At 58.3% G+C, this 11,097-nt stretch carries 14 protein-coding genes; 4 read left to right on the forward strand and 10 right to left on the reverse strand.

Annotated features, from left to right (window positions below):
- The 3 genes from WFM46_RS20315 to WFM46_RS20325 form a co-directional block, all read right to left on the reverse strand.
- On the reverse strand, positions 1-140 hold a 140-nt coding region (locus WFM46_RS20315), incomplete at its 3' end, for a DUF892 family protein (RefSeq protein ID WP_336998389.1).
- A gap of 31 nt (positions 141-171) precedes the next feature.
- Positions 172-666 carry a YciE/YciF ferroxidase family protein gene (locus WFM46_RS20320; RefSeq protein WP_103180816.1) on the reverse strand — a complete coding sequence of 165 codons (495 nt, stop codon included), beginning with the start codon at positions 664-666 and terminating at the stop codon, positions 172-174.
- Positions 667-758: 92 nt separating this feature from the next.
- Complete coding sequence (locus WFM46_RS20325) at positions 759-944, reverse strand: general stress protein (RefSeq protein ID WP_103180815.1); 186 nt, start codon at positions 942-944, stop codon at positions 759-761.
- Between the two features lie 581 nt (positions 945-1,525).
- On the opposite strand from WFM46_RS20325, the gene WFM46_RS20330 reads away from it, so the two are divergent.
- Entirely contained in the window at positions 1,526-2,044 is a 519-nt protein-coding gene (locus WFM46_RS20330) for a hypothetical protein (protein ID WP_336998385.1), read from the forward strand.
- A gap of 186 nt (positions 2,045-2,230) precedes the next feature.
- Entirely contained in the window at positions 2,231-2,617 is a 387-nt protein-coding gene (locus WFM46_RS20335; RefSeq protein ID WP_180210689.1) for a VOC family protein, read from the forward strand.
- Positions 2,618-2,650: 33 nt separating this feature from the next.
- Here the strand turns inward: WFM46_RS20335 and WFM46_RS20340 are convergent, their stop codons facing one another.
- The 4 genes from WFM46_RS20340 to WFM46_RS20355 all read right to left on the reverse strand — a co-directional run bounded on the left by WFM46_RS20340 (position 2,651) and on the right by WFM46_RS20355 (position 5,623).
- Complete coding sequence (locus tag WFM46_RS20340; protein WP_336998386.1) at positions 2,651-3,337, reverse strand: RluA family pseudouridine synthase; 687 nt, start codon at positions 3,335-3,337, stop codon at positions 2,651-2,653.
- Positions 3,338-3,379: 42 nt separating this feature from the next.
- Positions 3,380-4,615, reverse strand: coding sequence for an MFS transporter (locus tag WFM46_RS20345; RefSeq protein ID WP_180210690.1), 1,236 nt, complete (start codon positions 4,613-4,615; stop codon positions 3,380-3,382).
- 89 nt (positions 4,616-4,704) lie between these two features.
- The gene (locus WFM46_RS20350; protein ID WP_103180811.1) at positions 4,705-5,184 is read right to left on the reverse strand and encodes a DMT family transporter; all 480 of its coding nucleotides are present in this window, start codon (positions 5,182-5,184) and stop codon (positions 4,705-4,707) included.
- Positions 5,185-5,188: 4 nt separating this feature from the next.
- A complete protein-coding gene (locus tag WFM46_RS20355; protein WP_103180810.1) occupies positions 5,189-5,623 on the reverse strand; it encodes a DMT family transporter in 435 nt (144 codons plus the stop codon).
- Positions 5,624-5,721: 98 nt separating this feature from the next.
- Here WFM46_RS20355 and WFM46_RS20360 point away from each other — a divergent pair, with 98 nt between their 5' ends.
- Entirely contained in the window at positions 5,722-6,666 is a 945-nt protein-coding gene (locus WFM46_RS20360; RefSeq protein ID WP_336998387.1) for a LysR family transcriptional regulator, read from the forward strand.
- 96 nt (positions 6,667-6,762) lie between these two features.
- Entirely contained in the window at positions 6,763-7,155 is a 393-nt protein-coding gene (locus WFM46_RS20365; RefSeq protein WP_159340329.1) for a hypothetical protein, read from the forward strand.
- Between the two features lie 125 nt (positions 7,156-7,280).
- Here the strand turns inward: WFM46_RS20365 and WFM46_RS20370 are convergent, their stop codons facing one another.
- The 3 genes from WFM46_RS20370 to WFM46_RS20380 form a co-directional block, all read right to left on the reverse strand.
- Positions 7,281-8,450 carry an HlyD family efflux transporter periplasmic adaptor subunit gene (locus tag WFM46_RS20370; RefSeq protein ID WP_114317191.1) on the reverse strand — a complete coding sequence of 390 codons (1,170 nt, stop codon included), beginning with the start codon at positions 8,448-8,450 and terminating at the stop codon, positions 7,281-7,283.
- Between the two features lie 10 nt (positions 8,451-8,460).
- The gene (locus tag WFM46_RS20375) at positions 8,461-10,653 is read right to left on the reverse strand and encodes a type I secretion system permease/ATPase (RefSeq protein WP_180210693.1); all 2,193 of its coding nucleotides are present in this window, start codon (positions 10,651-10,653) and stop codon (positions 8,461-8,463) included.
- A partial coding sequence (locus WFM46_RS20380; RefSeq protein WP_336998388.1) for a TolC family protein occupies positions 10,650-11,097 on the reverse strand: 448 nt, incomplete at its 5' end. The genes WFM46_RS20380 and WFM46_RS20375, both read right to left, overlap by 4 nt.

Genomic DNA, 11,097 nt, shown 5'->3' on the forward strand with positions numbered 1-11,097 from the left:
GTAAGATGTTGCTCAATACGGGCGCGGACATCAGGATAATTATCGATACGGCTCGCCATTGATTCGAGCATAGATTCCGCTTGCTTTTCCATGGCGTGAGCATCGCGTAGCCAGTCATGGTAGTGTTCTACGTGATTCATATTTTCGTCCTCGGGTTCGGTTAATTCAGGCTTACTTTTCTGCTTTCTGATTAATATTACCGACTGCCAAATCGGTCAGTTTAAGATCGGTGGATTTCTCTTCTTCCAGCGTCTCGGCTAATAATTTGACCGCCTGGGTGTATCCTAATTGCTCCGCCAGGGTAGCGAGCGTGCCGTAGCTGGCAATTTCATAGTGTTCGACTTTTTGCGCCGCAGCGATTAATGCTGCATCACGCACTTCATTTTTTTCTGTGCTTTCAAGGACTTCATTGGCTTCTTCAATTAACCCTTCCATCGCCACGCATTTCATTCTTTTCAATTTAATATTTGGCGTTTTCTCGATGAGCTGATCGATACGCTCAATCTGACCATGGGTTTCTTCCAGGTGCGCTTTAAACGCAGCGCTCAGATCGGGGCTGGCGGCTTCGCGGGATAATTTAGCCAGCGCACGAGTAAGCTGTTTTTCTGCACTATAGGTATCGGATAACAAATGAATAAATACATCCTCTATACTTTTCATATTCATACTTTTTCTCCAGTGCTATAAAAATCTGCGAGCCCGCGGACCCGCAGAGGTTACCCATTAAAGTGAAGAACAGGCTTTAATAATGAGATGAATTAAGAGTTGTCAGACTTACGTCCGCCACCATGGCTATGCTGACCGCCCTTTTTACCTGCTTCGGAAGCGCGCTGCGGATCGTTTTTGAAATTACCACCGCTCTGCTGACCGCCTTTTTTCCCTGCTTCAGAGGCCTTTTCACGATCCTGTGCGAAATTACCTGAACCACCACGTTGCTCTGCCATATTATGTTTCCTCATTTACATCGTTTATGTCAGTAAGATACGTTTTTATTCGTATCCGTTGTCGTTCAGGATTAAATTTAGCCCCTATTTCAGAAGAGTCAAATCTGGTTTTGAAAATAAATTATCTTATGTTTTAAGATTTAACTGAATATATCGCTCCGCTTGTTTCGCAAATAAGTTTCGCCAAGGTAATGTAAACAAACGACCTTCCGGTTGTTCTGCTTTATCGCTTGTTTTGTGTTTCGCTGAAACGGTCTATTCCAGGCGTGGCGGGGCTCTTTACGTAAGTTTACGTTCAGGGTGGCCCGCTTATAGCCCATATAAAAATATTGTACGTGGGATTAATCTTAATTGGTTTTTATATTATTTATGGACGTTGTTTTCGGCTGTTAAATAATATAACAAATTGTTTACGTATATTATGTATGGATTACAGTTACTCACGGAAATTACTACTTCAAAAAGGGTAAGCGAAGGGCAAATAAAAGAACCTGATAAAGTATGATGGTAGAGCGGGTACCCCAGGCAATACTCAACCGGAGCGGTGACGCTGTGTCACCCCGGAGGCGAAGGTGAACCCTATGCTTGATTTCATCTCTGGTGTCCTGATTCATACCCCCGTCTGGGTCTATCTGGTTCTGCTGTTCCTGATAAGCAGGGGCATCCGGGCGCGTAAGCCCGCCACCGTTGCGCTGGAAAAGCTCGCCATCGTTCCGGCCCTGTTTCTGATCTGGGATATCTACGACCTGCTGGTCTTTCGCACACTCACCTTCGGCACCGTCTCCCTGTGGCTGGCAGGTCTACTCAGCGGTGCGGCGATGGGCTATATCCTGAGCAAAGGGGTGACGGTGAGCCGGGCTCCCGCCCCGCGCAGCATTTACCGTTCGGCGGACTACTCGGCACTGCCCATTATGATGCTGGCCTTCGCGGTGAAATATGTGCTGGGAGCGATCAGCGCCATTGCGCCCGAGACGCTGCAGCGCCCCGGCGCAAGCGCCTTCGCCATCATTACCGGCGGGCTGTTCGCCGGGGTCTTTGTCGGCAAATTTGTACGCTACGTGCGGGTCTATTTGTCGGCACAGGTGCAGCAGGCGGGGTGAGAGGGCTCATCGTTCTGGATTAACCGGATAGCCACATTCCGCTGCAAATTCACCCGGACCGCCCGGCGGCGCGATGCAACATCAGGCGTGCCGCCGTTATGTCGGAACGCACTGAGAGGAAAATGGCAAACGCAACGGCAGGTAGACTGAGACGGCATGATAAACCAGCAGCCCACAGGAGCCCGGATGTTCACCCATATGCGTATTGCCAGACCTGTCATAAACCTCGACAACGCTTTCCTGATGTACAGCCAGGGATTAGGACTGAAAAAGATTGCGGACTTTAGCGATCATCAGGGCTTCAGCGGGATCATGTTAGGGCGGGAAGATTTACCCTGGCATATCGAATTTACCGTGTGCCACCACCATCCCGTTCAGCCTCTGCAAACGAACGAGGATCTGATCGTTCTCTATTATCCCGATAAAGCCGAATGGGAAGCGACCTGCGGGCGAATGCGCAGCGCGGGCTTTACGCAGGTAAATGCGTTTAACCCCTACTGGGAGGTCAATGGGCGCACATTCGTGGATGATAACGGGTACCGGGTGGTGATTCAGAACCAGGCGTGGGGCTGAACTGACAGAGAGCCGCGTGGCAAAATGGCACTATCAAAACGGGCTGGCATGGCGGATATGGACAGGCTCCCCGTTGACCGGATGCATAAACCGCAGCTCGCTGGCGTGCAGCATCAGGCGCGGCGTGCGTTCGGTGCCGGGTATCTGCACTCCGCCATACAGGTCGCAGCCTAAAATCGGGTGGCCCAGCTGCTGGCAGTGAATGCGCAGCTGGTGGGTGCGCCCCGTCTCCGGCGTCAGTTCCACCCGCGTGACCGGCACATCACCCTGATAATGCCCGCGCTCCACCACCCGATAGCGGGAACGGGCGGGCTTGCCGTTGATAGCGCAAATCGACATCCGCGGGAACAGCGCCGGATCTTTGGCTATGGGGGCGTCTATCACCCCTTCATCATCGGCCAGATGCCCGCAGAGCAGGGCGGTGTAAGTCTTGGTTACGCTGCGCTGGCTGAACTGCTGGCAGAGAGCGGCATTGATCGCCTTGTTGCGGGCAATCACCATCAGCCCGGAGGTGCCAAAATCGAGGCGATGCACCAGCGTGCAGCCGGGAAAGGTCTGCACCAGCCGGTAATGCACCGAATCGAGGTTTTGCGGATTTTTCCCCGACAGGCTGAGCAGCCCGCTGGGTTTATTGATCAGCACCAGATGATCGTCCTGCCAGAGCGTCTCTATCGCCGCATGGCAGGGCGGGGCAATAAAATTATCGATAATCACTGACATCAGTCTGACCGCAGAAACAAGAGGGAGACGGATGATAACCCATTACGTATGCGATTTAAGCTGTGACGTGTTATCGAGTCGTCTTATCGCTGGCACCAGGCTGGCGGCTACCGTGGCGAGAACCACGGCACAGGCCGCCACCAGCAGCACGTTGCTGGTGCCGTACTGGTTGGCCAGCGGCCCGGCGATAAGCTCGCCGCAGGGGATCGCCACAAACGATCCCACCGCATCGTAGGCATAGACACGTGCCAGCTTATCCTGCGGAATATGCGTTTGCAGGGACTGGGCCCAGGCCACCCCAAAGAGGCCAAAGGTCACCCCGGCAATAAAGAACGCGGCAATCAGCCAGGGCGTGGAGGGGAGCAGGCTCAGCATAAAGATGGGCAGGGCGCAGCATGACACCAGCATCACGCCGATAAAGAGATCCCGGCGCGGTCGCCAGCGCAGGGCAAGGGAGGAGCCCACAATGAGGCCAATACTCTGGCATGCCAAAATAATCCCCCACTGCGCCCGGCCAAAAGAGGTATCTGCAATCACCGGCCCGAGCACCATCATTACCCCGCTGAAAGCGGCGTTAATAATGGTGAACTGCACGACGATCGACCACACCCAGGCCCGGCTGGCGAACTCCTGCCACCCCGCTTTTAAATCCTGCAGCATGTTGCTTTGAGAAGGCCCGGCTTCAAGGGCGGTCACGCGAATCATCAGGTAGAGGGGGGCGGCGGCGGCGAACCCCAGGGCATCAATGGCAAGCCCCCAGCCCGGTCCGACGGCGCCTGTCAGAACGCCGCCCAGCGACGCGCCGATAACCGTCCCGCTGTACACCCCGAGCTGAATGAAGGCGTTGGCTTCGCGCAGGCTTTTACCGGGGACCGTCTGGGGAACAAGGGCAGAAGAGGCGGGAAGGGTGATGCCCGCGGCGGCACCGTTTACCGCGCCAAGCAGGGCCAGGCTGAGCACCGTGGCGGACCCGTCCAGCACCGACCACGCCACGACAGCCTGTGAGATGGCGGCCACCACCGACGAGGAGACGAGCACCCGGCTGCGGGAGTAGCGGTCCGCTAATACTCCGCCCAGCAGCAGAAACAGCACGTTAAAAATCGAGCGGGAGGCCACGACGATACCTAAATCAGAGGCCGAGCCGCCAATATCCAGCACCGCAAATGCCAGCGCAATGGGGGCGATACCGTTGCCCAGAACGGTGAGAAAACGTGCGGCAAAAAGATGGCGAAAGGGGGAAAAATGATAAGCACGAACGCGTTTATTATCGGTTTTCATGGTGTTAATGGCTACGGGATGAGGGGAAGTACTATAAATGACCTGAAAGGCAAAAACACCTGCCTGCGCCTCCCCTCACCGAAGCTGGCTTAACTTCGCGTTTCTGCAGGCGCCTTCTCCTCTGACTTCTGCGTGCTGCTGGAGTAGATGAACCACAGCGCGATCCCGAGGCAGAGGACAGCGCCCAGGCGCGTCATCGAAAAGGGTATGGCGTCGTTCCCCAGCCAGCCAAAATTGTCGATCAGCATGCTCATGGTCAGCTGACCAAAAATCACCGCCACCGTGGCGACCGCCGTACCGATACGCTGCACGGCCAGCACCATGATGACGATGTACGGCACGCCAAACATCGCCCCCAGCAGCTGCCATTTGGGCACATCCAGCAGGCTGACGGCATGGCGCGGTTCAAAGAAGAAGATCAGCAGGGCAGTGATCAGCGCGCCGACGGAAAAGGTCAGGAACGCGCTTTTGAATACGCCCACCTTGCTGCCCAGCTGGCCGTTGATGGCGGCCTGAATGCTCAGCGTCGCACCGCCAATCACCGCCAGAATAATCATAATTAATGTCATCGTCTTACCCCTGTGCAACCAGAACCAGCGCGGCAATGATAAAAATCAGCGCGATGATGCGTTTAGTGTCAATTTTGCGGTGCGGCGTGCCCAGCAGGCCGTAGTGATCGATGATCAGGCTTTTAAAGACCTGGCCGGCAAGAATGCCAATCATCGTCATGGCGATACCGATGGCGGGCGTCACCACGGTGAGAATAATGACGTAGACCGGGCCGAGAACGCCGCCCAGCAGCTGCCATGAAGGCTGTGAAAAAAACGACGGGCTGTTGCGTGGGCTGAAAAAGAGCATCAGCAAAAAGGTCAGGGCGGCACCGACGCCGAACACGCTGAACGTGGCCCATAAATCACCTACCTCACCGCCGAGCGGCCCCAGTAGCCCTGCCTCGACGGACAACCCCATCCCCCCGGCAATAACCAGTAAAATCAATATCAGCTGCATAGTTACTCTTCTCCGTTTTCAAGGCGGGGAAGCGTACCCCTGAACATCCGTGAGAAAAATGCCATAATGAAAGAAACACCTGTGCAGGAAATGCATTAATGCGCGACCCCGCCACGATCAGCCTCCGCTGGCTGCAAACCTTTAAAGAGGTCTATGAATCCCAGAATTTTTCGGTGGTGGCACGCCGGGAGGGGATTTCCGCTTCGCAGGTTTCGCGGGTCATCCATCAGCTTGAGGATGCGCTCGGCCAGCAGCTTTTTTACCGCAACACGCGGGCAATTATTCCCACGGAAAGTGGTCACCTTTTTATCCGCTATGCCCGCCTGATGCTCGGCAACCTTGAGGAGGCGCGCCGGGAGCTGGACGCGCGCAAGCAGGAGCCCTCCGGTCTGCTGCGCATCAACGCCCCGGTCTTTTTCGGTCAGCGGCATATCGCGCCGGGGCTTCCCGGCCTGACGGAACGCTATCCCCGGCTCAGCATCGAGCTGACGCTGACGGACGACTATATCGATCCCCACCGGGATGCTGCCGACCTGATCTTTCGCATCGGTATGCTGACCGACTCCTCTTTTCACGCCCGGGTTTTCGGGCCGCAGTTTTATCACCTCGCCGCTTCTCCGGCCTATCTGCGCAAATACGGCGCGCCCGAGGCGCCCGACGACATAACCCGACATAAATGCCTTGTCTACCGCGGTTCGTCCGGCCCCAACCGCTGGCTGCTGCGTGCGCCTGGCGGGGCGTGGGTCCACTATCCCGTGTCGCCGCTGTTATCGTCCAATAACGCGGAAACCCTGCTGACCTCGGCGCTGGGCGGGATGGGGATGGTGCTCTTCCCGGACTGGCTTATCGGCGACCGGTTGCGCAGCGGGGAGCTGGTAAAACTGCTGCCGGACCATGAGGCCGCTATCAACACGGAACCGCAGAACATTTCGGCGATCTACCCCAATGCGCGTCATCCACCGCTGAACGTCAGGGCGGTGATTGACTACTACGTGGCGTTTTTCGGCGCGCCCCTTTACTGGCAATCCGCAATGAAGGAGTAAAGAGGCGCGGGCGTTTCTAATGATTTCCTATTATTGCTCTAAGTCGGCCCGCTAATAAGAATGTAACTACGCTACTTATCTTGCAGGGTGACTCACATGTTTGTGTCATGGTGGTTAATTGTTCCTGTCATCGCCGGGGTCGCCATCCTCTTTATGATGGTTTCCCGGCTGACCAATGAGGTTGATAAACTTGAAACGGCGCTGGAGGAGAGCCGGGGGCAGCTGAAGTCTGCCAGTCAGCACGCTGAGGCGTGCAAGCTGACGAATCTGCGCATGACGGAAAATTTGCTTCAGGTGAAAGGCTACACGCAGCAGTTGGCCGGCAGCAGCGGGCCTGAACAGGAAAGGCTGCTGTATGAGATGCACTGCGCCCTTAATCTGGCGACAAACAATGTTATTCATCACCCTGATTTTATCGAACACCCTTCAGCATCAGGCGCAACCCGACCCCAGCAGCCTGGCGAAACCTTGCCGTTAATGTTTCGTTGAGAGTATGGCCTGGTGGGTTTGCACCGGTGCGACCTGTTTGCCGGGCGGCGCTTCGCTTGCCCGGCCTACAAGGGCGTGCCGGTTTGGTAGGCCGGGTAAGGCGCAGCCGCCACCCGGCGCTCTTGCTACCGCTCCCTTAGTGCCTCTTTCGCCCGGTTAAACGGCTTAATCATATAATCCATCACCGATTTCTCGCCGGTTTTGATATCCACCGTGGCAATCATCCCCGGCACAATCGAGAAGTGCCTGCCCGCTTTGTTCACCAGGTAATCCTGGCTGGTGCGGATAAACACCCGGTAGTAAAACACTTCCGGTTTGGCTTCATCCTGAATGGTGTCCGGGGAGATGGTCTCCACCACGCCATCCAGCCCGCCGTAGATGGCGTAATCGTAGGCGGTGATCTTCACCAGCGCCTTCTGACCGGGGTGGATAAAGGCGATATCCCGCGGCGACAGGCGGGTTTCAATCAGCAGGTGATCGTCCACCGGCACAATTTCCATCACCTCGCCGTTCGGGGGAATAACGCCGCCGATGGTGGTCACCTTGATGTTCTTCACAATGCCGCGCACCGGCGAGGTCATCGTCAGGCGGGTCACCGAGTCTTCACGTCCTTTCAGCACCGCCGAGAGCATATCCACTTCGGCGTTCGATTTAGAGAGCGCCTCCCGGGCCTGAACATAGTACTGCGAGCGCAGGTCGGTGAGCTTCAGCTCAAGATCGCTCTTCTGGCGTTGCAGGCGCAGCGCCTCGACGTGGCTGGCGGCGCCGGTTTTTACCAGCCGCTGGGTGATCGCAAGCTCTTTATTCACCAGATCCAACGCCTGGCGCAGCTCGCGCCGGGAGTCTTCCAGCTGCTCGCGGCGGGAGTTGTAGAGCCGGGTTTCGGCGGCGATCAGGTCGGTCCATTTCGCCAGCTCCGGCGGAAAGGTGAGGGGCAGATCGTTCACCTCCGCACGCAGACGGGCGCTGGAGGCCAGCGATGCGCGGTAGCGGGCGGCGCTTTCGCCGACGTTGGATTCAGAGCGGGTCGGGTCGAGACGCGCCAGCACCTGGCCGGCCTGCACCTGATCCCCTTCGTGAACCTTTAGTTCGGCGAGGATCCCGCCGTCGAGAGACTGCAACACCTGCTCCCGGGAGCTGGGGATCACCTTCCCGGTGCCGGTGGAGACCTCATCGAGAATACTGAACCACGCCCACACCCCGGCAGCGACAAACAGCAGCAGGCTGAATAACACAATGCTTCTCGCCCCGGTATAGCCGCTCTCGGAGCCGAGGGCGTTATCCAGGTCATCCATCGCCGCAACGTCACGCTGATTGATTTTCATTTTTCCACTCCCGGCCATTTGCCTGCTGCGGTTGCTGCATCCGGCTGTTGCTCAGCGCCTGCGCTTTCGGCGCGTCCATCACCAGCATGCCCTCTTTCAGCACCACCACGCGCTCCACCAGCTCCAGCATCGGTACGCGGTGGGTGGCGACAATCAGCGTGCGGTGACCGAGCCACTGGCCCAGACGCTGGATAAATTCACGCTCGGTGTGCTCATCCAGCGAGGCGGTGGGTTCATCCAGCAGCACGACGTTGGGATCGCGCAGGAACATCCGCGCCAGCAAAATCGACTGGCGCTGGCCGCCGGAGAGCCCGACGCCGTTCTCCATAATCGGGTGATCCAGCCCCTTCGCCAGCTTCTGCACAAAGCTGGCCGCGCCGCACATCTCCAGCACGGCAAAGATCTCCTCGTCGGTGGCCCGCGGCATCCCGAGGGTGATGTTCTCCCGCAGGGTGCCGTAAAACAGCCGCGCGTTCTGGCTCATCAGGCCGACGTTGCGGCGCACATCCGCCATGTCGAGATGGGGCAGGCTGAGGTTGTCGAGCCGCAGTTCGCCGCCCACCAGATCCATGCTGCCCACCATCGCCTGCAGCAGGGTCGATTTGCCCGCGCCGTTACGCCCCAGCACCGCCACATGCTCGCCGGGTTTAATCTCCAGCCGGTTGATGCGCAGCGCCGGGTTCTGCGCGTCGCCGCCGTAGGCGAACTGCGCCTGCTCGAAGAGGTAGTGTCCACGCAGCACGTCCTGGCGGATCGGCGTCTCTTCACGCTGGTTCTCGGTGGGCAGCTGCATAATGTTGTCCAGCCCCTCTTTAGCCGCCTTCACCTGCTGCCAGCGGGCCAGCACGCCGCACAGGGTCGCCATCGGGGCGATCATCCGCGAGGCAAGCATTGAGGCGGCCACCACCGCACCGGTGGTCATTTCGCCTTCGATCACCATCGGGGCACCCACCACAATCACCGCGGTGTAGACCAGGCTCTGAATGGTCATCCCCCAGCTGATCAGGCCCTGAGTCAGCTCCCGGGTCTTAAGGCCCGACTCGGCGGTGATCTGAATGTAGCTGTTCCACTGTTGCAGGAAGCGGTTCTCCGCCTGCATCAGCTTGATGTCCTCCAGCCCCTGCACGCTCTCCACCAGCACGGCGTTGCGCAGGGTCGCCTCGTGGGCCGACTGCTTCGCCAGCGCCGCCAGCTTTTTCTGTAGCAGCAGGCCCGGCAGCACCATCACCACTGCCGCAACCGGGGCGATCCAGGCGAGTGACGGGGCGATGATCGCCAGCACCACCACAAACAGGAAGAAGAAGGGCAGGTCGACGATGGTAGAGATGGTGGAGGAGGTGACCATCTCGCGGATCTGCTCCAGCTCACGCAGCTGGGAGATAAAGCTGCCGGTGGAGCGGGGCACCGCGCTGTTGCGCAGGCGCAGGGCGTGGCCAAACACCCGGTCCGAGACGCGCATGTCGGCGCGTTTGCCCAGCAGATCCATAATGTGAGACCGGGCGAGACGCAGAATAAAGCCGAACAGGGTGGCAATCAGCACCCCGATGGTCAGCACATAGAGGGTGGGGTAGGACTGGGCGGGGATCACCCGGTCATAGACCTGCATTGAAAAGAGAATGCCCGCCAGCGACAGCAGGTTGATGAACAGCGCCGCCAGCATCACGTAGGTATAGGGGCGCAGGTCGCGCATCACCAGCCGGTAGAGCCAGTCCGGGCGGTATCTGGAGATATAGGCATCCACCCGGCTGTCTTTCAGCGCCGCCAGCGGGCGCAGGGCCACCACCTGGCGAATGGCCGGGAGCATCTTCGCCAGCGAGATGCGGTTGGTCTGCGCCTTGCCGTCAAAGAAGCAGACATCCAGCAAATCCTCGCCGTCGAAGTGCTCAATCACCCCAATCTTGCCGTCATTAAGCTCCACCACCACCGGCAGGCGCCAGCTGTTGATGGACTCCTGGCCGTTGGTGAGCAGCTGAAAGGAGAGGCCCGCCTCGCGGGCAAGCCCGGTCAGCGCCGGAATTTTGCTTTTGCCCTGCAGCCAGGGCGCGCCCGCCACCAGCGCGCCGGGGGAGCAGGCCACCCGGTAGCGGGTGGCGACGTAGCCAAACGCCTGCGCCCAGTGCTCCAGCGCCTCTTGCGTCAGTGTCTCCTCATAAAGGATATCGTCTCGGATCATGGCTGGATCTCCACTGACTGAATGGTGTGGTTTTCAAGGCCGAAGGCATTGCGCATCCGCCCGGTGTTATAGAGGCAGTTGATTTGCAACTGGCGAAGCTGCCCGGCGGTTTGCCACTGAGTAAAGCGGGCCTGGTAGACCTCCTGCTCGGCGTTCAGTACGTCCAGCAGGGGGCGGGAGCCCAGATCGAGATACTGCTGCTGATAGAGTTCGCGGGTACGCTGGCTGAGCGTCTCCTGGCGGGACTGGATCTGCAGGGTGCTCATCAGGCTCATCACCTGACTTTTGGACTCCAGCAGCTTTTGCCGCACGTCCAGCCGGGTGCGCTGAATATTGGACTGCGCCGCTTCCACCGCGTGGCTGGCGGCGTTGCGCCGGGCGCTTAGCCCGCCGCCCTGGTAGAGGGGCATCTCGACGTTCACCGAGACGTTGTACTGGGTCTTG

This window comes from Leclercia sp. M50, from assembly GCF_037150775.1.
Taxonomy (GTDB): Bacteria; Pseudomonadota; Gammaproteobacteria; order Enterobacterales; family Enterobacteriaceae; genus Enterobacter.